We start from the raw sequence: 21,921 nt of genomic DNA, 5'->3' as shown, positions 1-21,921 counted from the left end.
CCCATGAGGTCGCCCGCCCACCCCCTCCGGTGCTGCGCTACCGGTTCCTGAGGTCGGAGAACACCGTCCACAGCTGCCGATCGCCGTAGCGCAGCTGGTACCAGATGCGGTTCGCGTCGAGGACCTCCACCGGCGCGCCGGCCGGCAGCACGACGGTCATCGCCCCGCCCGGGGAGGTGCGCAGGGCGGTGGCGCGCACCGTCACCATCTGCTGGGCGGGGTACCACGCGGCGGTGCCGAACGGGCCGTTGAAGTACTCGTACACCGTGCGCGAGATGGCCCGCAGCGCGGCCTGCGGCGGGGCCTGGTCGCCGATGATCGAGAGGACGTACGTCGACTCCGTGCCCCACACCACACCGCTGTCGCCCTGCATGAGACCCGAGCTCACCCACAGCGAGCCGGGCTTGGTGGCCTGGCGCACGCCGGGCGGGATGCCCGAGGCGATGCGCGACCGCCAGATCTGGTCCGTCATGAGCCGCAGGAGATGGTCGGCGTACGGCCGCGTGAGGGCGTTGCCCGAGGCGAGCCGCTCGAGGATGTTGCTGAGGTCGTTGCTGGTGGTCCGGTTGCCCGCGTAGAGGATGCTGGTCCCCGGCGGCACGCTGCCGTACGAGGTCTGCGTCCAGCCGGAGGCCTGGATCATCCAGTTGAGGCGGCCGATCCCGATCCAGTGCACGATGTCGCTGTGGCAGCCGTTGTCGGAGGCGTGGATCATGACGTGGATGCAGGTCGAGAGGTCGACGCCCGACGAAAGCCGCGTGCCCCACGACGCCTCGCCGCGCTCGATGAGCTGCAGGGCCGCCCAGGCGGCGTAGATCTTTATCATGCTCGCGGGCTCGCGGCGCACTCCGCCGCCGACGTCCGTCGTGACGCGGAGCCCGTCGAGCTGGTGCACCGAGACCGAGTAGGCGCCCGGGTACTGCGCGATGGTCGCGCGGATGGCCGAGCCGAGCTGCGACTGCCGCAGGTCCTTCTCGGCGCTGCACGAGCGGTTGACGAGCACCGCCGGCCCCAGCCACACCGGACCGCCCACGGCGGTCACCGCGGCGCCGGTCGCGGCGATGGCGGCCGCCACCGGGTCGGGGGTGCAGGGCTCGATCGCGTAGTACAGCGGCTGACGGCTCACCGCGGCGAGCGCGGCCGCCACCGCGAGGTCCGGGTTCGTGAACGAGTTCACGACGATCGCGCGGAGCACCGGCTCGGTGCGCTCGGCCGCCATCAGCACGGACTGCGCGTAGCGATCGGCACCGACCTTGCGGCTCACCGCGAAGCCGGCCGCACGCAGGGAGTCCTCGTGCGCTGCCCCGACGGTGCCGTAGCCGCCCACGATGACGATGCTCCCCGCGCCCGACGCCCGCAGCGCCTCGACGGTGGCCGCGTCGGCCGCGGCACCACCGTTCACCAGCAGCGCACCGCGGGACGTGGCGGCTGCCGCGACCGAGGCGAGCGCGGAGTCCACCGGCGAGAGGCCGCTCGAGACGTACACGGTGTCGACAGCCGATCCGATCCCGGCCAGCGCCAGGCGCGAGCTCTCGTACCGGTTCCCGCCGCCGTATCGGCTGACATCGGGGACGAGCTCTCGCAGCCGCGAGACGACGCCGTCGCCCACCACGAGCGCACCGCCGACGACGACGACGCGCTGCGGCCCCAGTCGCGCGATCTCGGCGGCCACGACCTCGGACACCGCGTTCGGCTGGACGTACAGCAGCGGCGCCTCGAGGGCCGCGGCGAGGCCCGCGGCGATCATGCCGTCGGCCGGCGCAGCGCCCGAGGCGACGAGCACCGTCTGCGCGCCGCTCGGGAACGCGTTCGACGACGCCGCGACGCTCGTGGCGTACCGGTCGATCCCCGACACCCGCGCGGTGTTGGGGACGGCGACGGCGTCGGTCGCCGTCGCCTCCCGCGGCGAGTCCTGCTGAACCGCCTCCTGGCGCTGCGCGCGCCGCTGCGGCGCCTCGTCCGTGGGCGGGGTGTCCCTGTCGGGCGCGAGCGGATTCGCCGACGGACCAGGGTCGGGCTGCGACCCGTCGTCGACGGGCTCGCCGGGCTCGACCTGCCCACGGTCCTCCTCCGGTGCTGCGGTGGGGTCCGGTGCCTCGGTGGGCTGGGGTGCCGCGGTGGGCTCGGGTGCCGCCGTGGGCTCCGGCTCGGCGGTGGCCACCGGCGTCGGTGCGGCGGCGGAGGTCGCCGTCGGGCTCGGCGACGGGGACGGCACGGACTGCGCACCCGACGGGCTCGCGGCGAGGACCATCACGACCGGCAGCGCGAACAGCATGGTTCGCGCCGTCCAGAACCCGAGCAGCTTTCGACGCGACGACATCGTGCCCCCGACGCTATCGGGCGGCGACTGCGCGCGGCGGATCCGCCGCATGAGAAGAAGGTGAGAGCGGCCCCCGCGCGCGACGTCGCCCGCCGCCGGACGCGCGACGTCGTGAGGCGGGCCACAGCGGATGCCGCGACCCCTTGTGCGGACCCTCCAACGGATGCGCCGACCCCGCCGATAGGGTGGAATCCGTGACCGAGCAGCCCGACCTCTCGACGACCGCCGGCAAGATCGCCGACCTCCGCGCCCGCTTCCAGGAGGCCGTGCTCGATCCCGAGGAGGTCGCCAAGCAGAAGCAGCACGCGAAGGGCAAGGGCACCGCGCGGGAGCGCATCGACATGCTCCTCGACACCGGCAGCTTCGTCGAGCTCGACGAGTACGTCCGCCACCGCACCACCGCGTTCGGCATGGACCGGTCCCGCCCCTACGGCGACTCCGTCGTGTCGGGCGTCGGCACCATCCACGGTCGCACGGTGGCGGTGTACTCGCAGGACTTCTCGACCTTCGGCGGCTCGCTCGGCGAGGTCGCCGGCGAGAAGATCATCAAGGTGATGGAGTTCGCGCTGCGCTCCGGCATCCCGATCGTCGGAATCCTCGATTCGGGCGGCGCGCGCATCCAGGAGGGCGTCGTCGCCCTCGGCAAGTACGGCGAGATCTTCCGCCTCAACACCCAGGCGTCGGGCGTCATCCCGCAGATCTCGATCATCATGGGCCCGGCCGCCGGCGGTGCGGTCTACTCCCCCGCCCTCACCGATTTCGTCGTCATGGTCGACAAGACCAGCCAGATGTTCGTCACGGGCCCCGACGTCATCAAGACCGTGACGGGCGAGGACGTCGGCATGGAGGAGCTCGGCGGCGCGCACACGCACAACACCCGCTCGGGCGTCGCGCACTATCTCGCCGAGGACGAGGACGACGCGATCGACTACGTCCGCACCATGCTCGGCTTCCTCCCCGACAACAACATGGCCGAGCTGCCGGTCTACGAGACGGGATTCGAGTTCGAGACGACGGATGCCGACCGCGCGCTGAACGCGATCATCCCCGACTCGCCCAACCAGCCGTACGACATCCATCAGGTCATCCGCGGCATCGTCGACGCGGAGGACTTCCTCGAGGTGCAGCCTCTGTTCGCCCCGAACATCGTCATCGGCTTCGGCCGCATCGAGGGGCGCTCGGTGGGCATCATCGCCAACCAGCCGTCGCAGATGGCGGGGACCCTCAACATCGAGGCCGGCGAGAAGGCCAGCCGCTTCGTGCGCTTCTGCGACGCGTTCTCGATCCCGATCGTCACCCTCGTCGACGTGCCCGGCTACCTCCCCGGCACCGACCAGGAGTGGACGGGCGTCATCCGTCGCGGCGCGAAGCTGCTGTACGCGTACGCCGAGGCGACCGTGCCGCTGGTCACCGTGATCCTGCGCAAGGCGTATGGCGGCGCCTACATCGTGATGGGCTCCAAGCAGCTGGGCGCAGACATCAACCTGGCGTGGCCGACCGCCGAGATCGCCGTGATGGGCGGGCAGGGCGCGGTCAACATCCTGTACCGCGGCGAGATCAAGCGGGCCGAGGAGGCGGGCGAAGACGTCGCCGCCGTTCGCACGCGCCTGGCGAACGAGTACACCTACAACGTCGCCTCGCCGTTCCTCGCCGCCGAGCGCGGCGAGCTCGACGGCATCATCGAGCCCGCGGCCACCCGCGTGTCGGTCGCTAAGGCGCTGCGGGCCCTCCGCGGCAAGCGCGCGAGCCTGCCGCCCAAGAAGCACGGGAACATCCCGCTGTGAGCATCGCGGACGACGGGTCGCAGGCGGACCGCGTCACGATCGACGTCCTCCGCGGCACGGCCACGGAGGAGGAGCTCGCGGCGCTCATCGCCGTCGTCAGCGAGGCCTACGTCGGCGAGGCCGCGGAGGCCGTCGCCGACGACAGCGCCCGCCGCACCGCGTGGCAGCTGTCGCAGCGCGACCTTCGCCGCCCGCTGCGGCGCGATCTCGGCTGGGGACGCTTCGGCTGACGCCCCGCGGGCATGGCCGTGTCCCCCGAAATACCTACAGACACCGGTCGCATCGCGTGGGGATACTGGATTCGCTGGAACGCTTTTGCGTTCGGCCGACCCGGATCCGTCATGCGGATACCCCGGGTCCGGCCACGCGGACGGTTTTCGGGTAACCGTCCGCCAGGCGAGGGGCGGGCGGCTTCGCCGCCCCTCGCCTCCTTCGATTTCGTTCCCCGTCCGGCGTCCCTCCCCCTGCTGGGCGGGGATCGTGTGCGCCGACAGACGCCGTCTGCGAGTGCGGGCGGTCGCGGCGCGCCGTCACACCCTCCCGGGGTGCGGGATCTCGCGCCAGAGGTCGACCGCGTCCTCGTCGCTGGGGGCGCCGACCGACGGCGATCGCCCCACCACCGTCACCGCGACCCGCTCGTCCGGCGACGTGCGGATGTACAGGCGGTCGGAGCTGGCCGAACGCAGGGTCTCGGCCAGCTGCGCCCGGATGACCGCCAGCGTGTCCTCGTCGACGTCGTCCAGCCCGCCTTCGTCGAGCACCGTCACGTTCGCACCGCGCCGTCGTGCCCGCTCCAGCTCGGCGCGCACGTCGTCGTCGAGGAGACGCGGCCCGCGCATCTCGTCGCGCAACCGCCCCTCGGCGATGCGCGCCTCGAGGCGGTCGTCGTCGGTGAGGGCGCCGCCGTTCGCGACGGTCCGCGTGAGCACGGGCCCGGCGACCGCGAGCGCCTTCTGCACCTGCACCCGCCGCTCCCGCTGACGCACGACCTGGGACGTCTGCCAGGCCGTCGCGGCGCGCTGCAGGCGCGTGAGACGCGAGGTGTCGCGCGCGGCGCGATCCATCGAGCGCACGAGCAGCTGCGCGACGGCGACCCAGACGATCGAGCCCACGAGGCCGAGACCGAGCGCGGTCAGCGGCCCCATCCACGCCATCGACGCCACCGACAGCGCGACGATGCCCGCCCAGGCCGTCCACGGCCGGCGGCGGACCATGACGATGGTCATCAGCGCCCCGATGCCGCCCAGGTACCAGGTGGCGAAGGGATCGGTGCGCGCGGCCTCGCCGACCGAGAGGGCGATGGCGCTCGGCACGATGAGGGCGCACGCCAGAGCGAGCACCTGGGCGGGAACGGGCAGCGGCATCGAACCGCGGATGCCGTCGCCCGCGGCCTCGGGCCTTGCGGGGTCGCGGGGCGCGCCGGGTCCGGCCGCCTCGGCCGCGGCGCGGGCAGCCCTCACCGCCGCAGGCTCCCAGAAGATGCAGAGCCACGTGGTGGCGAGATAGAGGGCGAGGGTGGTGACGACCACGAGCGGGTAGGGCACCGGGCCCGTCCACGACAGCCCGCGGGCGGCGAGGTACGCCGTGAAGGCGACGGCCAGCACGGCCAGGACGTTCTTGACGCTGATCATGCGGCCGCCTCCTGCCACGACAGGCGGACGACGGTGCCGTGCGGTCCCGTCTGCAGGTCGGCCTTCCCGCCGACGGCCGCGACCCGCGCCACGATCGACGCACGGATCCCGAGGCGGTCGTCGGGGACGGCATCCGGATCGAAGCCCTCCCCGGCGTCGTGCACCTCCACGCGGACCCGTCCGCCGCCGCAGATCACGGCCACGCCGAGACCCGCGCCGCCGGCGTGCTGGATCGCGTTGGCGACGGCCTGGGTCGCGGCGAGCGTGAGCGCCCGCGCCACGCGCCCCGGGATCGGCGGCGAGGCGGGGTCGATGTCGCGCTGGACGTCGACCTCGACGCCCAGGTCGCGGGCGGCCTCGCCCACCTCGGCGGCGAGGGTGGCGGCATCCCACGGCTCGTCGGTGCCCTCGTGGTCGTCCTGCTCGGTGTTGGCCAGCCGCGTCAGCGCCTCCCGCGCCATCGTCGCCGCCAGCGTGCGCTCGCGCGGCGTGGTCGCGCGCTCCGCCGCGATCAGCGCGGCCAGCACGCTGTCGTGCATGAGCGCCGCGACGGCGACGCGCTCCTGCTCGGCGGCGTCCGCGGCGGCCGCCTTCGCGTACGAGGCCACGGCGCGGGCGCGCGTCTCGTCGACGTTGACGGCCATCGAGCGGAACAGCCACCCGAGCGTGAGGATCACGCCGCCCAGGATGAGCGTGAACGACACGTCGAGCCCGACGACCAGCCAGTACTCCTGGGCGAAGCCGACCTGGATCAGGCGCACGATCCCGAAGAGCAGCGGCGTCAGCGCGGTCCAGATGACCTGCAGCGGGAAGGGGAAGGCGAGCACGGCCGCCAGGGTCGCGAGGTTGAGGGGAAGCCAGATCCACGGCTCCTCGAGCGAGGGCGGCGCGACGCCGGCCGTCGCGATGGGCCAGGCGACGAGGGCGAGGACGTAGATCATCGCGAACGCGCCGGCCGCGATGCGCACCCCGCGGCCGATGATGCAGGCCAGGATCATGACGGCGAGCGACCCGAACACCGAGATCATGAGCGCCTCGTGCCAGCCCGGGCGCTCGTCGGCGGATCCCAGCGCGGTCAGGAACGACTGCAGGCCGACGATGACCGACCCGAGGCCGGCGGCGAGCGAGATGATGCGCTCGACCCGCGACCGGGTGAACGAGCCGATCCCCGCCGTCGCATGCGTGGCATGCGGGATCTGCCCCCAGGCCGTGTCGAGCACGCCCGTCTGCACGTCAGCGGCCACGCGCCACGTCTCCCGGGTCGGCGGACGGCTCGACGAGGATGCCGTCCTCGACCGCGCGGTGGAGCAGATCGATCTTGGTGGGCGCGGGGCGCCCGACCTCGACGTACTTGACGCGGATGCGCGTGATGTTCTCCTTGGCGGTGGAATAGGCCACGCCGAGGCGGTCCGCGACGACCTTGAGCGGCAGCCCGGCGGCGTAGAGCCGCAGGACGTCGCGCTCACGCGCCGACAGCTGTGCGTCGGCGAACGCGCGATCCCCCTCGACGGCACTGGCCCACTCGACGTTGTTGAGGGGTTCGCCGCGGGCGACGGTGCGCACCGCGGCGATCACGTCGTCGATCGGCGAGGACTTGCTCACCACCCCGGCGGCGCCGGCGGCGAGCGCCTCGCGCACGGCGGCAGGGCGGTCGGCGACGCTGTGGATGATGACGCTCGAGCCGTCGCGCACGAGACGGCCGACGTTCTCGGTCACGGTCGTCCCGTCGCCGAGCGTGAGGTCGAGCACGACGACGTCGGCCGGCGCCTGGCGCGCGTAGGCACGCCAGTCCAGATACTCCGTCACGGTGCTGCCCGAGAAGGCCACGTTCATGCTCTCGGCCCGCGCGCACGCCGCCTGGAGCCCGAGCCGCACCGACTCGTGGTCGTCGATGAGGGCGACGCGCGTCATGCGCTCAGCCTATCCACGTGCGTCGGCGCGGGTGAGGAGGGCCACAGCCTCGACGTGATGTGAATTGGGGAAGACGTCCAGTGCGTCGATGCCCGCCACCGCGTACCCCCCGGCGCGGAACGTCGCGACGTCGCGGGCGAGGGCCACCGGGTCGCACGCGACGTAGACGATCGTGGCCGGCGACAGGGTCGTGATGTGCTCCACGACCTCGCGTCCCGCGCCCGAGCGGGGCGGGTCGAGCAGCACGACACCGCGCGCCAGCCGTTCCTTCTCGGCGGCGGATGCCTCTGCCGCCAGCCGCGCCAGCCACCGGTCGACCCGCCCGGTCTCGGCGCGCGCGCCCACCCACTCGGCGAGGTTCTCACCGGCATGCTCGGTCGCACGGGAGTCGGACTCGACGCTCGTGACACGGGTGGAGGGACCGCCGAGCTCCCCCAGCGTCGCGGCGAAGAGGCCGACGCCGCCGTAGAGGTCCAGGTGCCAGGCGTCCGGATCGACGGCGGGCGCGTCGCCCGCCCGGGCCCGCAGCGCCGCCGCGACGGTGGTCGTGAGCGTGTGCGCCGCCAGCCGGTGCACCTGCCAGAACCCGCCGGCGTCCACGCGGAACCCGCGCCCGCCGACGCGCTCAACGATCACCTCGGGGGTCGGCGCCTTGGCCTGGGGCCGCCCCGGACGTCGCCCGGGCCGCCCCCGGCCACCGCGAGGACCGGTGGGCCGCACCGCATCGGGGCGCGGCAGCACGCGCACGCGGCCGTCCGCCGGTTGCACCAGGTCGATGCGCCCCGGCTCGCCGCCGTGGAGAGCCATGGCCGCGCGCTCGACCTCGGCGGTGGCCAGCGGCAGGTCTTCGAGCGGGATCACCCGGTGGCTGCGCGCGGCGTACTGGCCGACGTTGCCGTCGGCGTCGACGTGCAGGCTCACGCGGGTGCGCCATCCGGTGCCGTCGACGGTCTCGGCGTCGGCCTCGTCGCCGTCGACCTCCTCGCCGTCGACCGGAGCGGACGCGCCGCTCATCGTCGCGGCGGGATCGGCGATGCCGCCGAAGCGGTGCAGCGCGTCCAGGAGCACCTCGAGCTTCAGCCGGCGCTGGTGCTCCAGCGAGATGTGCCCGAAGTCGGCGCCGCCGGGGCGCTGCTCGGGCGGCACGTCGACATCGGCCTGCCGCCAGACATGCAGCTGCCGGTGCGGCGACGCGTCGAGGACCTCGAGCGTCTCGGCCCGCCAGAACGACTTCTTCGCGGTGTCGGTGAGCCGCACGCGCACACGCTCCCCCGGGATCGTGTCGGGCACGAAGACCACCCGCCCCTCATGGCGGGCGACGAAGACGCCGCCGTGGGCGACGCCCGTGATGTCGAGGTCGAGGATGTCGCCGGTTCCGCTCACCCGTCGAGCCTACGTCCCCCGGCCGTTGCGTACGGTGGACGCATGCGCGTCTGCCTCGCCTCGACCAGCCCCGCCCGGCTCATGCTGCTGCAGCAGTTCGGCATCCGCCCGCTGACCCTCGCGCCCGCCGTCGACGAGGAGGCGGTGATCGCCGCGGTGGAGAGCGCGGAGCGGCGCACGCTGGCGCCCGACGAGCACGTGCTGCTGCTCGCGCGCCGCAAGGCCGCCGACGTCGCCGCCCGGCTGCGCGACGACATCCCCGACTTCGACGGCATCGTGATCGGCGGCGACTCGATGTTCGAGATCGGCGGCGAGGTGCTCGGCAAGCCCTACACCCCCGAGAACGCCGTCGCCCGCTGGCGGTCGATGCGCGGACGCACCGGCGTGCTGCACTCGGGACACGCCGTCGTCCGCGTCGCGCCGGACGAGCAGCCGCGGGAGGTGCACGCGACGGCCGAGGCATCCGTCTCGTTCGCAGAGGATGTGACGGATGCCGAGATCGACGCGTACGTCGCCACCGGCGAGCCGCTCCACGTGGCGGGCGCGTTCACGGTGGACAGCCTCGGGGGCGCGTTCATCTCGCGCGTCGAGGGCGACCCGTCGACCGTCGTCGGGATGTCGCTGTCGACCCTCCGCGACCTCGTCCGCGCGCTCGGCGTGGACTGGACGGCGCTGTGGAACACGACCGACCCGTCGCTCGACGAGACGTCCGCGCACTAGCTCGGCGCGCGTCGCGGAGCCGTCGGCGTTGTAGTAGGAATCCCACGTTTCTGGTCGGTTCTTGTACGAACCGGTCAAAAGCCCTCGGGGTGCCGTCGGTAGGCTGGCACTCATGCCTCAGATCGCCAAGGTTCTCGTTGCCAACCGCGGCGAGATCGCCGTCCGCGTCATACGCGCCGCCCGCGACGCCGGGAAGTCCTCGGTCGCCGTGTACGCCGACCAGGACCGCGACGCGATGCACGCGCGCCTCGCCGACGAGGCCTACGCGCTCGACGGCTCCACGAGCGCCGAGACCTACCTCTCGATCGACAAGATCCTCTCGGTCGCCCGCCGGTCGGGCGCCGACGCCGTGCACCCCGGGTACGGCTTCCTGGCCGAGAACGCCGACTTCGCGCGGGCCGTCATCGCGTCGGGGCTCGTCTGGATCGGCCCGTCCCCGGAGGCCATCGAGGCGCTCGGCGACAAGGTGACCGCCCGCGCGGTCGCCGAGAAGGTGGGCGCGCCCCTCGCGCCCGGCACCCCCGGCCCCGTGTCGGGCGCCGACGAGGTGGTCGCCTTCGCACAGTCGGTCGGTCTGCCCATCGCCATCAAGGCGGCCTACGGCGGCGGCGGCCGCGGCCTCAAGGTCGCCCGCACCCTCGACGAGGTCCCCGAGCTCTTCGAATCCGCCACGCGCGAGGCGATCACCGCCTTCGGACGCGGCGAGTGCTTCGTCGAGAAGTACCTCGACAAGCCGCGACACGTCGAGACGCAGTGCCTCGCGGATGCCGCGGGCAACGTCGTCGTCGTCTCGACGCGCGACTGCTCGCTGCAGCGCCGTCACCAGAAGCTCGTCGAAGAGGCACCGGCGCCCTTCCTGACCGAGGCGCAGAACAAGACGCTGTACGAGGCGTCGAAGGCCATCCTCAAGGAGGTAGGGTACGTCGGCGCGGGCACGTGCGAGTTCCTCATCGGCGCCGACGGCACGATCTCCTTCCTCGAGGTGAACACCCGCCTGCAGGTGGAGCACCCCGTCTCCGAGGAGATCACCGGCATCGACCTGGTGCGCGAGCAGTTCCGCCTGGCCGAGGGCGAAGAGCTCGGCTACGACGACCCGGTCGCCGACGGCCACTCGATCGAGTTCCGCATCAACGGCGAGGACCCCGGCCGCGGCTTCCTCCCCCAGCCCGGGCCGATCCACGTGTTCAAGACGTTCGGCGGTCCCGGCATCCGCCTCGACTCCGGCGTCACCGCCGGCGACAGCGTCTCGGGGGCGTTCGACTCGCTGCTGGCGAAGATCATCGTCACCGGCCGCGACCGCGCCGAGGCGCTGGAGCGCTCACGCCGTGCCCTCGACGAGTTCGAGGTCTCGGGCCTGCCCACCGTGCTCCCGTTCCACCGGGCCGTCGTGCGCGACCCCGCCTTCACCGCGGAGGACGGCCGCTTCGGCGTCTTCACGAGATGGATCGAGACGGAGTTCGTGAACGACATCCCGCCGTGGGACGGCGAGCTCAGCGAGCCGACCGCCGCAGAGGCGCGCCACACGGTCGTCGTCGAGGTCGCGGGCAAGCGTCTCGAGGTGAGCCTGCCCGACCGCGTCGTGACCCCCGTCGGCGTCGCGGGGCGCCCCGCCGCCGTGCCGCCGTCGCGCCGCTCGCACTCCCCCTCGGTCGTGGCCGGCGCGTCGGGCGACGCCGTGAAGTCGCCGATGCAGGCCACCGTCGTGAAGGTCGCCGTCGAGGACGGGCAGCAGGTCGTCAAGGGCGACCTGGTCGTGGTCCTCGAGGCGATGAAGATGGAGCAGCCGATCCAGGCGCACAAGGACGGCGTCATCGGCGCGATCGACGCCGATCCGGGCACGACCGTGTCTGCCGGCCACCAGCTCCTCACCATCAGCTGACGCGCGCCGGATGCCGCGGGTCGCGGCATCCGTCATCCTCGTCCGATCCGGAATCCGGACTTCCGCGCTGTTTCCGGACCGACACGCCGCGGGCTCGCCGGAAAGCGGCAGGTTCTCCGAATTCCGGATCCGCGGAAGGGTGAGGTCGGCCCCTGGGGAACGCGGTGCTCGCGGTCAGCCGCCGTAGAGGTTGTGGTCGACGACGTGCATCGCGCGCGCGGCATCCGTGATGCTGCCCGACAGCGACGGGTAGACCGCGAACACGCGCGAGACCTGGTCGACGGTGAGACGGCGCTCGACGGCGATCGCGATGGGGTAGATGAGCTCCGACGCGCGGGGGGCGACGATGACGCCGCCGATGACGGTCCCGCTGCCCTCGCGCGCGATGAGCTTCACGAAGCCGTCCTTGACGCCCATCATCTTCGCGCGCGGGTTGGCGGCCAGCGGGAGCTTGTGCACCACGCCGTTGATGTGCCCGTCGACGATGTCGTTCTCCTGCCAGCCGATCGTGGCGATCTCGGGCGCGGTGAAGATGTTCGAGGTGATGCGCCGGCGCTCGAGCGGGATCACGACGTCGCCCAGCGCATGGAAGACGGCGGTGCGGCCCTGCATCGAGGCGACCGACGCGAGCGGGACGAAGGTGGTGCAGTCGCCCGCGGCGTAGATGTTGGGGACCGACGTGCGCGCGACGCGGTTCACCTGGATGTGTCCGGACTCGGTCATCTGGACGCCTGCCTCCTCGAGGCCGATGCCCTTCGTGTTCGGCACCGACCCGACCGCCATGAGACAGTGGCTGCCCTCGACCGTCGCGCCGTCCGACAGGGTGACCACGACGCCGTCGCCGATGTTCTCCACCTTGTCGGCCCGGGACTTCTGCAGGAGCTTCATGCCGCCGCGCTTGAACACGCGCTCGAGCACCGCCGCGGCGTCCTTGTCCTCGCCCGGGAGCACCTGGTCACGGCTCGAGACCAGGGTGACCTTCGCCCCGAGGTTCATGTAGGCGCCGGCGAACTCGGCGCCGGTGACGCCGGAGCCGACGACGATGAGGTGCTCGGGGATCGCCGCCATGTTGTAGAGCTGCGTCCAGGTCAGGATGCGCTCCCCGTCGGGCATCGCAGACGGCAGAACCCGGGGCGAGGAGCCCGTGGAGACCACGAGGGTGTCGGCCTCGATGCGGTCGAAGTCGGTACCGCCGGCGCCGGTCGACACGACCACCGCGTCGTCCCCCTCGAGGCGGCCGTGACCGGAGATGATCCGCACACCCGCTTCGGCGAGCGTCGCCCGCATGTCGTCGGACTGCTGCCGGGCGAGGGTGAGCAGGCGCTTGTTGACGGCGGCGAGGTTGATCGCGATCTCGGGCTTGAGCGGCTTGCCGTCCTTCCCCTTGGCGAACACCTGCACCCCGAGGTCGCCCGCGCCGGCGATCGCCACGGCGGCGTCGGCGGTGGCGATGAGCGACTTGGACGGCACGACGTCGGTGATGACCGCGGAGCCGCCGATGCCGGCCCGTTCGACCACCGTCACCTCGGCTCCGAGCTGGGCGGCGGCCAGCGCCGCTTCGTATCCGCCGGGTCCGCCGCCGATGATGGCGACGCTCTGCGTGCGCTCGAAGCTGATCGACATGGGTTCCATTCTCTCCTGCCCGCGGGGGCGGGCACGACATCGGCCGCGACACTCCCGGCGGGGCGCCGAAACAGGATCGTTGGCTCTGATGCCCGCCGGTTCCTAGAGTGGTCCCATGTCAGACACCACCGGCAACCCCCTCGACGATCCCGCCGTCGACCCGTTCGAGGTCGCGGCGGCCGCCGCCGAGGACATCGCCCGCGTCACCGGGGTCGAGCGCCACGACATCGCGCTGACCCTCGGCAGCGGCTGGGGCAAGGCCGCCGAGCTCCTCGGCGAGACGACCGCGACGTTCCCCGCCACCGAGATCACCGGCTTCAGCGCGCCGGCCCTCGCCGGGCACGTCGGCACGCTTCGCAGCATCGTCACCCCCCGAGGCCGCCGGGTGCTCGTCATCGGCGCGCGAACCCACTACTACGAGGGCCACGGCGTGCGCCGGGTCGTCCACAGCGTGCGCACGGCCGCCGCGACCGGCGCCCGCACGATGGTGCTCACCAACGGCGCCGGCGGCATCAAGCACACCTGGACGCCCGGCCGCCCGGTGCTCATCAGCGACCACATCAACTTCACCGGCGCCACGCCGCTCGAGGGCGCCACCTTCATCGACCTCACCGACCTGTACTCGATGCGACTGCGCGACCTCGCGCGCAGGGTCGATCCGACGCTGGACGAGGGCGTGTACTGCCAGTTCCGCGGTCCGCAGTACGAGACGCCGGCCGAGGTGCAGATGGTCAAGGCCGTCGGCGGGCACATCGTCGGCATGTCGACCGCCCTCGAAGCGATTGCCGCCCGCGAAGCGGGCATGGAGATCCTCGGCTTCTCGCTCATCACGAACATGGCCGCCGGCATCCAGAAGACCCCGCTCAGCCATCAGGAGGTGCTCGACGCCGGCCGCGAGGCCGAGCCGGTCATCTCGTCGCTGCTGGCCCGTGTGATCGGTTCGCTGTGAGCGGCGAGAAGGTGCCGGCGGCGAGCCCCGACGTCCAGGAGCCGGCGCCCGACGCGGTGTCCGCCGGCGCGGACGACGCCACGGCGATCCTGGCGCGGGCGCACGCCTGGCTGGCGCAGGATCCCGACGGCGAGACGCGCGCGGAGCTGCGCGCGCTGATCGACGCGGCCGAAGCGGGCGACGCCGGGGCTGCAGACGAACTCGAGGACCGGTTCGCGACACGGCTCGCCTTCGGGACCGCGGGCCTGCGCGGCGCCCTCGGAGCCGGGAGCAACCGCATGAACCGCGTCCTGGTGGCGCAGGCCGCGGCAGGCCTCGCCGCCTACGTGCGCGAGCGGGCCGGGATGCCGCCGCTCGGCGCGGATCACGGCGGCGAGAGCGATCGGCCGGCGGCGGTTGCCCCGGAGGAGGCGCCGGCCGAGCCCGAGGCGTCGCCGGATGCCGCACCGGACAGCGCGTCGGATGCCGCACCGGACAGCGCGCCGGATGCCGCACCGGACGGCGCGCTCATCGAGGCGCCGTCTCACGACGCGCTCGAGGCGGAGGGCCCGGAGGTCCCCGGCATCCTCGACGATGCGCCGATCGTGGTCATCGGCTACGACGGCCGCCGCAATTCCGACGTCTTCGCGCGCGACTCCGCCGAGATCTTCGCGGGCGCCGGGCTCCGCGCCATCGTGCTGCCGCGTCTGCTGCCGACCCCCGTGCTGGCCTTCGCCGTCCGCCGCTTCGGCGCGGCGGCCGGCGTGATGGTCACCGCGAGCCACAATCCGCCCGACGACAACGGGTACAAGGTGTACCTCGGCGGCGACGACGACGGCTCGCAGATCGTCTCCCCCGCCGACGCGGAGATCGCCGCGCACATCGAGCGCGTCGCGGAGGCCGGCGACATCTCGACGCTCCCCCGTTCGCTCGGGTTCGAGCTGGCGACCGAGGCGGTGGTCGACGACTACGTCGCCGCGACCGCCGCCGTCGCCCCGGCGACGCACGGGGCCGAGGGACTCACCTGGGTCTACACGGCCATGCACGGCGTCGGCTGGGAGACCTTCGCGCGCATCCTCGAGACCGCGGGCTACCCGCCGCCGGTGCCGGTGACGGCGCAGCTCGAGCCCGACGGCGCCTTCCCGACGGTGGCCTTCCCCAATCCGGAGGAGCCCGGCGCGATGGACCTCGCCTTCGAGCTCGCGCGCGAGTCGGGCGCCGAGCTGGTCATCGCCAACGACCCCGACGCCGACCGGCTCGCAGTCGCCCTGCCCGACGAGGCAGCGGAGGGCGGCTGGCGGCGGCTCACCGGCAACGAGATCGGCCTGCTGCTGGGCTGGCGCGCCGCGCGCCTCGCGACCGCCGACGGGACGCCGGCCGGCGCGTCGCTCGCGTGCTCGCTGGTGTCCTCGCCCGGTCTGCAGGCGGTCGCCGAGCACTACGGCCTGGACTTCCACGCGACGCTGACCGGGTTCAAGTGGATCTCGCGCGCGCCGGGCATGGTGTTCGGGTTCGAGGAGGCCCTGGGCTATCTCGTCAACCCCGAGACCGTCCGCGACAAGGACGGCATCTCGGCGGCCGTGGCGATCCTCGGGATGGTGTCGGAGGCCCGCGAGCGCGGCGCGTCCCTCGCCGACCTGCTGCGGGAGTTCGACGAGCAGTTCGGGTCGTTCGCGAGCGACCAGATCTCGGTGCGCGTCGACGATCTGTCGCAGATCGGCCGGATCATGGGTGCGCTGCGGGAGCGGCATCCGGAATCCGTGGGAGATGTCGCGGTCGACCGCGTCGACGACCTGCTCGGCGGGTTCGGCGACCTGCCGCCCGGCGACGTGCTGCGCCTCTGGCTCTCCGACGGGTCGCGCGTGATCGTGCGGCCGAGCGGCACCGAGCCCAAGCTCAAGCTGTACCTCGACGTGCGCGGTGACGACCGCGAGGACGCGTCCGCGCGGATCCGCGCGCTCGCCGACGGCGCGCGCACGCTCCTGAACACCTACGGAGGCTGACCCTCATGGGTCCGGCGCGTGTCCGGGCCCGGTGCTAGAGTCGCGTCCGCGGTAGACCGCGAGCCCTCCCCTGCCTGGACGGTTCGCGCCTGCGCGCGGGCGAGCGACGGGAGCGACGATGGGCAGCGGGAGCGACGACGAGCGGACGGATGCCGCTACTCAGACCCCCGATCCCCCGCGGTGGCTGCGCAACGTCATCCTCTTCCTGAGCGGGCAGACCGTCAGCCTCTTCGGGTCGATGCTCGTGCAGTACGCCGTCTTCTGGTACCTCACGATCACCTATCAGTCCGGCCTGGTGATGGCCCTCGCGGCCCTGTTCGGCTTCCTGCCGCAGGCCGTGGTGTCGATCTTCGGCGGTGTCTGGGCGGACCGCCACAACCGCAAGTACCTCATCATGGGCGCCGATGCGGCGATCGCCCTGTCGACGCTGACCCTCGCACTCATCATGATGACCGGCTACGACGCGGTGTGGCTGATCTTCGCCACCATGGCCATCCGGTCCGCCGGGGCGGGCATCCAGATGCCGGCGGTGTCGGCGCTCATCCCTCAGATCGCACCGACGCGCAACCTGATCCGGGTCAACGGCATCAACGGCTCGATCCAGTCCGCGATGGCGCTGCTGGCGCCGGCTGCCGCCGGGGCGCTGTACGCGTGGGCGTCGGCGGCGTCCGACGGTGCCGCCGCGTCGCTCATCCCGATCTTCTTCATCGACGTAGCGACCGCGGTCATCGGCGTCGGCATCCTCGCGTTCATCCCGGTGGGAACCGTGCGACGCGCCGCCGACGCCCACACCGGCTACTTCGCCGACCTGGTCGACGGCGTCCGCTACATCGTGCACCACGCGTTCGTGCGCTGGCTCCTGGTGCTGTTCGCCATCATCTTCCTGCTCACCGTCGCGCCGTCGAACCTCACGCCGCTCATGCTGGTGCGGTCGTTCCCCGCCGGCGAGTCGCAGGACGTCGTGAACCTGGCCGTCCTCGAGATCGCCTTCAGCATCGGCATGATGCTCGGCGGCATCCTGGTCGCGTCGTTCTTCGCCAAGCGCAGCCGGATCGGCATGATCGTGGCGTCGTCGCTGGTGTTCGGCGTGCTGTCGATCGGGCTGGGCCTGTCGCCGAACGTCTGGGTGTTCTTCGGCTTCATGTTCCTCGTCGGCCTCGCGGTGCCCTTCTTCTCGACGCCGTCGATGACGCTGCTGCAGGAGACGGTGGAGCCCGAGCGCCAGGGCCGCGTGTTCGGCTTCGTCGGCATCGTGATGGCGGTCGCGATGCCGATCGGCATGGTCGTGTTCGGCCCACTCGCCGACCTCGTGCCCATCGAGGCGCTCCTCATCGCCGCCGGCGTGCTCACGTTCGTCGTCGTCGGCCTCTCGGTGTGGCTGCCGGCCGGCCGGCGGGCGATCGCCGCCGCCCGCCGGGCGTCGCAGGTGGCCGAGCACGACCCGGGCACCGCTGCGGCGGTGGTCGAGGCCGAGATGCACGCGAAGGAGTCCTGAGCATCGGATGCCGCGACGCGGCGTATACGCCGGGCCCGCACGGGGGTTCGGGCCGATCCAGCCCTAGGCTCGGGGAATGCTCCTCACCCAGCCCCTCACACTCGAGAACGCCCACGTCCGGCTCGAGCCGCTGTCGCCGGAGCATGCAGCCGACCTGAGTGCGGCCGCCGTCGGGCTGGAGCACGCCTGGTACACCTCGGTGCCGCGTCCCGGCGAGGTGGACGCCGACATCGCACAGCGGCTCGCGTGGCGCGACGAGGGGCACATGAATCCGTGGGCGGTCCGCCGCCTGGACACCGGTCGCGTCGTGGGGACCACGACCTTCTGCAACATCGACCAGCCGAACCGGCACGTCGAGATCGGCCACACCTGGATCGGGCTCGAGGCGCAGCGCACGGCCGTGAACACCGCGTCGAAGCTCCTCCTCCTCGCGCACGCCTTCGAGGCGTGCGACGCCATCGCGGTCGAGTTCCGGACGCACTGGCACAATCGGCAGTCGCGCGCCGCGATCGCCCGGCTCGGCGCGAAGCAGGACGGCGTGCTGCGCAACCACCGCCTCGGCCCCGACGGCACGCTGCGCGACACCGTGGTGTTCTCGATCCTCCCCGGCGAGTGGCCGGCCGTGCGCCTCGACCTCACGGAGCGTCTCGCCCGCGGCTGACCCGGGGAGCTCGGCGCGGCCCGGCCGCGGCATCCGTCGTTCTGGATCCGTGTCGTCCCGCCCTGGCTGCGTCCGGCCCCCTATCTGGGTTTGGGGCGCACCGGATGCTTTCGGGGCGGACCGCGCGCGCCCCGAACGTGCGCCGCGCGCCCCGAACGCACGGGGCGGGGGCCGGATGCCGGGATCCCCGAGGCCGGAAGGAACGGGGAGAGCGGATGCCGCGAACACGCGCGGCACCTCCTCCACAGGCTGAAGTTGTCCACACTTTCCGGGCCCGGGCGCCGCACCCACGGCGGTGCGACGGAGACTCACCGACATGGCCGCCCTCACACTGCTCAGGCGCGAGGAACTCCTCGGCGCGATGACGCCCCGCCGGCTCACGAAGGCGGTCACCGCCGGCGAGCTCACGCGGCTGAGAGTCGGGGTCTACGTGGACACGGTGGCGTGGGATGCCGCGAGGCCCGAAGCCCGCGTCCTTGCGCGCGCTCGTGCCCTGGCGCTGGCCTCGCCGACGGCACCCGTGATCTCTCACGAGACGGCCGCCGCGGTGCATGGCCTGCCGCTGTATCGCGCGGATCGGAACCGGGTGCACGTCATCGCGCCGCACGCGCGACCGGGTGCTGCCGGTGGCGTGATCCGTCACCGCGGCGAACTCCGGGACGATGACATGGTCGAAATCGACGGACTCCAGGTCACATCGCTCGCTCGCACCGTCTCAGACGTCGCCCGAACCGCCTCGTTCGAGCAGTCGGTCGCCATCGCCGACGCCGCGCTGCGCCGGCAGTTCGTCACCGCTCCGGGTGAATACGACTTCGCCGGAGCGGAGCGGTTCCGGCGGGAGGTGCTCGTGATCGCGAGCCGATCGGCTCATGGTCGCACGCGCGCTCGTCGCGCCCTCGAGTTCGCCGACGGGCGCGCACAGCTGCCCGGCGAGAGCATCAGCCGAATCCGGCTCCGCGAGATCGGCTTCCGTTCCCTCGAGCTGCAGGTCGCGGTGCCGGGGCGGGGCATGCATCCGTACTACGTCGATTTCGGCCTGGACGAGGCCGACGCCTTCGGGGAGTTCGACGGAGCGATCAAGTACGTCGACGGGAACATCCTCGACGGCCGCACGTCGTCGCAGGTCTTCGACGAGGAGAAGCAGCGCGAGGACTGGATCCGCGGGACCACCCAGCGCCGCTACGCCCGCTGGGGGTGGCCGCACCTCGCGACGGCGACGGACTTGCGGATGCGACTCGAGGCCTTCAGCATCCGGCCGCCCCGCTGACGTCCTCCGCCGGGTTCGCCGCCCCCGCCGGGTTTGGGGCGCGCCGCGCGCAATCGGGGCGCACCGCGCGCGCCCCGAACGGTCGCCGTGCGCCCCAAACCGATGGGCAATCCCGAGAGGGGACGGTCGCCACGCGCCCCGAACCGAGGCGAGCGGCACCCTGTGCGCTCGAGATGACGTCGGCGTGCAGCAGTTGCGGCCACGCCGCGGGTTTGGGGCGCGCCGCGTGCAATCGGGGCGCACCGCGCGCGCCCCGAACGGTCACCGCGCGCCCCGAACGGTCGCCGTGCGCCCCAAACCGATGGGCAATCCCGAGAGAGGGGACGGACGCCGGCAGCCCCGGAGGAGACGGATGCCGCGGCTCAGCCGTCGATCACGGCGACGAGCTCGTCGAGGAAGGCGTTGAAGTCAGTGCCTCGGCGGACGATCCGCTGCACGCTGTCGCGCTCGCTGAAGACCTCGACGAACTGCTCGAAGACGGTCTGGAAGGCCTCGCGGTCGGTCTCGGAGAACGCCACCAGCGCCACCACCTGCACGCGCCCGTCGCCCCACGGGATCGACGGGTCGGCGATCCCGATGGCGATCGCGGTGCGGGATGCCGTCATCTCGAGCGCGTGCGGCACCGCCAGCGCGTCGGTGAACGCCGTGGACGACAGGCGCTCGCGCTCGATGGTGCGCTCGACGTACTCGTCGTCGATGACGCCCTGTCCGACCAGCAGCGCCCCCAGCGCCCGGATCACGCCCTCGTCCCCTGAGGCCGCGACGCCGTCGAGCCCGCGCAGGTAGGCCGACGGCTCGAAGTACCGCTCGAGCTCGGCGCGCAGGCGCGCGAGGCGCCGGGACCTGCGGATGCGTCCCGCCGCCGTGTGCACGCGCTCCACGTCGGCGTCGGTGAGGAACGGCTGGATACGGACGATGCGGTCGCTCGTCGTGGGCGGGTCGATGGTCGTCAGCACGAGGTCGGTGTCGATCGAGCCCCAGTCGGGGTCGACGCGCGTCTCGACGCCGACGACCTCGACGGCCCGCCCGAGCGAGCGATCGACGCTCGAGCGCAGCAGCTCGTGCAGGTCGTAGTAGCCCGGGCAGACGATCGTCGCCGTCAGCAGCTGGTCGGCGCGGCGGCTCCGCTCGAGACGCCCGCCGACGTGCATCGCGATGTAGGCGATCTCGTCATCGGGCAGCGGGATGCCCAGCCGCTGCTGCAGGCGGCTGGCGATGAAGACCGCGACCTCGAAGATCATCGGGTAGGTCGACTTGAGCGAGCGCGTGAGCGGGTTGCGCGACCACGCCTGCTCGCGGGCGCGGTGCAGCAGGTTCTGCACGTGCAGCGCCAGTCGGGCGACGAAGTCGTCGTGGACGATGTCGACGAGGAACTCGTCGGCCGCCGCCGTCACGACCTCCCGCACGACCTCCTCCACCTCCGCGTCGAGCGAGGCCGGCCGGGATCCGGATGCCTCGCCCGCCGCACCGTCGGGGGCGACGACGCGCGTCAGCACGAGCGTCGCGAGGTGCTGCAGGTCGGCCGTGCCCAGCCGCACCCCCAGATGCTGCGCGGACAGCTCGGCGATGATCTCGGCGACCTGCCGCTGCGTCGGCCGGTCGCCCGCGGCATCCGCGCCCGCCGCGTCCAGCGGCCGGTCCCGGGCCGTCCGGTCCGCGGCGATCGCGATGTGCATCACCACGTCGCCGATCCCGAACTCGTTGACGAACCAGCCGAGCTCGCCGAGCCGCGCGACGAGGTCGGACTTGAACGGCCCGAACGCCTGCGCCCCCACCGACCCCTCGCCGAGCGTCCGCCGCAGGGCGGCGATGTCGAACGACCCGGCATCCATCTCGTCGTGCGCGAGCCGGCTGAGCAGCCGTCGCTGGGCGCTCTCGGTGCCGCGCAGGCGCGCCTGCGACGCGGAGCGCTCGAGAGTCAGCTCGGTGCCGCCCAGCAGTCCCCGGACCCGCGCGAGGTCGGCGTCCAGCGTCGCCGTCGACACGTGCAGCGCGTCGGCGGTCTCGAACACGTCGATGCCGTCGGGTGCGTCCAGCAGCGCGCGCACGAGCGTGTGGAGCCGATCGCGCGGCGTCCCGGCATCACCGCCGGCGCGCAGCGCGGCCGCCGCGTCCGATCCCGCCCGGTATCCCTGCGGGCCCGATTCGACGGCGACGCCCGGGGCCACCCGCGCATTGGCCGCGGTGACGTACGAGCGGATGCTGCGCGGCGTGACGCCGAGGGCGTCGGCGAGCGCGGACGCGGTCATCCAGTCCCCGTCGCGCAGGAGGAGCCCCAGCACGCGATCTTGCCGGGCCCGGGTCACACGCCCAGTC

General features: G+C 72.8%; 16 protein-coding genes. 9 read left to right on the top strand and 7 right to left on the bottom strand.

Going from position 1 to position 21,921, the window contains the following annotated elements; translation table 11 throughout:
• Positions 1-37 precede the first annotated feature (37 nt).
• Positions 38-2,320 carry a serine hydrolase gene (locus tag V6R91_RS30410; protein ID WP_336398431.1) on the bottom strand — a complete coding sequence of 761 codons (2,283 nt, stop codon included), beginning with the start codon at positions 2,318-2,320 and terminating at the stop codon, positions 38-40.
• A gap of 194 nt (positions 2,321-2,514) precedes the next feature.
• Between V6R91_RS30410 and V6R91_RS30405 the strand changes: the two genes are divergently transcribed.
• Both V6R91_RS30405 and V6R91_RS30400 read left to right on the top strand, forming a co-directional pair.
• Positions 2,515-4,104, top strand: coding sequence for an acyl-CoA carboxylase subunit beta (locus tag V6R91_RS30405; protein ID WP_378882441.1), 1,590 nt, complete (start codon positions 2,515-2,517; stop codon positions 4,102-4,104).
• The gene (locus tag V6R91_RS30400; protein WP_336398429.1) at positions 4,101-4,334 is read left to right on the top strand and encodes an acyl-CoA carboxylase subunit epsilon; all 234 of its coding nucleotides are present in this window, start codon (positions 4,101-4,103) and stop codon (positions 4,332-4,334) included. Before V6R91_RS30405 ends, V6R91_RS30400 begins: the two co-directional genes overlap by 4 nt.
• Before the next feature lie 300 nt (positions 4,335-4,634).
• Here V6R91_RS30400 and V6R91_RS30395 read toward each other — a convergent pair whose 3' ends face one another.
• The 4 genes from V6R91_RS30395 to V6R91_RS30380 are packed head-to-tail and all read right to left on the bottom strand — an operon-like array spanning position 4,635 to position 9,029.
• On the bottom strand, positions 4,635-5,735 hold the full coding sequence (locus tag V6R91_RS30395) for a hypothetical protein (RefSeq protein WP_336398428.1): 1,101 nt from the start codon (positions 5,733-5,735) through the stop codon (positions 4,635-4,637).
• The gene (locus V6R91_RS30390; RefSeq protein WP_336398427.1) at positions 5,732-6,979 is read right to left on the bottom strand and encodes a sensor histidine kinase; all 1,248 of its coding nucleotides are present in this window, start codon (positions 6,977-6,979) and stop codon (positions 5,732-5,734) included. The genes V6R91_RS30395 and V6R91_RS30390 overlap by 4 nt, the downstream gene beginning before the upstream one ends.
• A complete protein-coding gene (locus tag V6R91_RS30385; protein ID WP_336398426.1) occupies positions 6,969-7,646 on the bottom strand; it encodes a response regulator transcription factor in 678 nt (225 codons plus the stop codon). Before V6R91_RS30385 ends, V6R91_RS30390 begins: the two co-directional genes overlap by 11 nt.
• A 9-nt stretch (positions 7,647-7,655) precedes the next feature.
• Positions 7,656-9,029: a class I SAM-dependent RNA methyltransferase gene (locus tag V6R91_RS30380; RefSeq protein ID WP_336398425.1), complete on the bottom strand. Its 1,374-nt coding sequence runs from the start codon at positions 9,027-9,029 to the stop codon at positions 7,656-7,658.
• Positions 9,030-9,071: 42 nt separating this feature from the next.
• Between V6R91_RS30380 and V6R91_RS30375 the strand changes: the two genes are divergently transcribed.
• Positions 9,072-9,749 (top strand): Maf family protein, encoded by a 678-nt coding sequence (locus tag V6R91_RS30375; protein ID WP_336398424.1) that lies wholly within the window; start codon positions 9,072-9,074, stop codon positions 9,747-9,749.
• A gap of 112 nt (positions 9,750-9,861) precedes the next feature.
• Positions 9,862-11,628 (top strand): acetyl/propionyl/methylcrotonyl-CoA carboxylase subunit alpha, encoded by a 1,767-nt coding sequence (locus tag V6R91_RS30370; RefSeq protein ID WP_336398423.1) that lies wholly within the window; start codon positions 9,862-9,864, stop codon positions 11,626-11,628.
• Positions 11,629-11,802: 174 nt separating this feature from the next.
• On the opposite strand, the gene V6R91_RS30365 is transcribed toward V6R91_RS30370, so the two are convergent.
• Complete coding sequence (locus V6R91_RS30365) at positions 11,803-13,251, bottom strand: NAD(P)H-quinone dehydrogenase (protein ID WP_442928200.1); 1,449 nt, start codon at positions 13,249-13,251, stop codon at positions 11,803-11,805.
• Positions 13,252-13,366: 115 nt separating this feature from the next.
• Between V6R91_RS30365 and V6R91_RS30360 the strand changes: the two genes are divergently transcribed.
• The 5 genes from V6R91_RS30360 (at position 13,367) to V6R91_RS30340 (ending at position 19,605) form a co-directional block, all read left to right on the top strand.
• Entirely contained in the window at positions 13,367-14,200 is an 834-nt protein-coding gene (locus V6R91_RS30360) for a purine-nucleoside phosphorylase (RefSeq protein WP_336398421.1), read from the top strand.
• A 56-nt stretch (positions 14,201-14,256) separates the two neighbouring features.
• On the top strand, positions 14,257-16,182 hold the full coding sequence (locus V6R91_RS30355; RefSeq protein ID WP_336398614.1) for a phospho-sugar mutase: 1,926 nt from the start codon (positions 14,257-14,259) through the stop codon (positions 16,180-16,182).
• 118 nt (positions 16,183-16,300) lie between these two features.
• Positions 16,301-17,677 carry an MFS transporter gene (locus V6R91_RS30350; RefSeq protein WP_336398420.1) on the top strand — a complete coding sequence of 459 codons (1,377 nt, stop codon included), beginning with the start codon at positions 16,301-16,303 and terminating at the stop codon, positions 17,675-17,677.
• Between the two features lie 76 nt (positions 17,678-17,753).
• A complete protein-coding gene (locus tag V6R91_RS30345; RefSeq protein WP_336398419.1) occupies positions 17,754-18,338 on the top strand; it encodes a GNAT family N-acetyltransferase in 585 nt (194 codons plus the stop codon).
• A 316-nt stretch (positions 18,339-18,654) separates the two neighbouring features.
• Positions 18,655-19,605, top strand: a complete 951-nt coding sequence (locus tag V6R91_RS30340) for a hypothetical protein (RefSeq protein ID WP_336398418.1) — start codon at positions 18,655-18,657, stop codon at positions 19,603-19,605.
• 362 nt (positions 19,606-19,967) lie between these two features.
• On the opposite strand, the gene V6R91_RS30335 is transcribed toward V6R91_RS30340, so the two are convergent.
• Positions 19,968-21,911 (bottom strand): BglG family transcription antiterminator, encoded by a 1,944-nt coding sequence (locus V6R91_RS30335; RefSeq protein WP_378882419.1) that lies wholly within the window; start codon positions 21,909-21,911, stop codon positions 19,968-19,970.
• Positions 21,912-21,921 lie beyond the last annotated feature (10 nt).

This window comes from Microbacterium sp. CCNWLW41 (assembly GCF_037083505.1).
The sequence above is the reverse complement of the archived record's forward strand: the minus strand, read 5'-3'. Positions and strand labels throughout refer to the sequence as shown.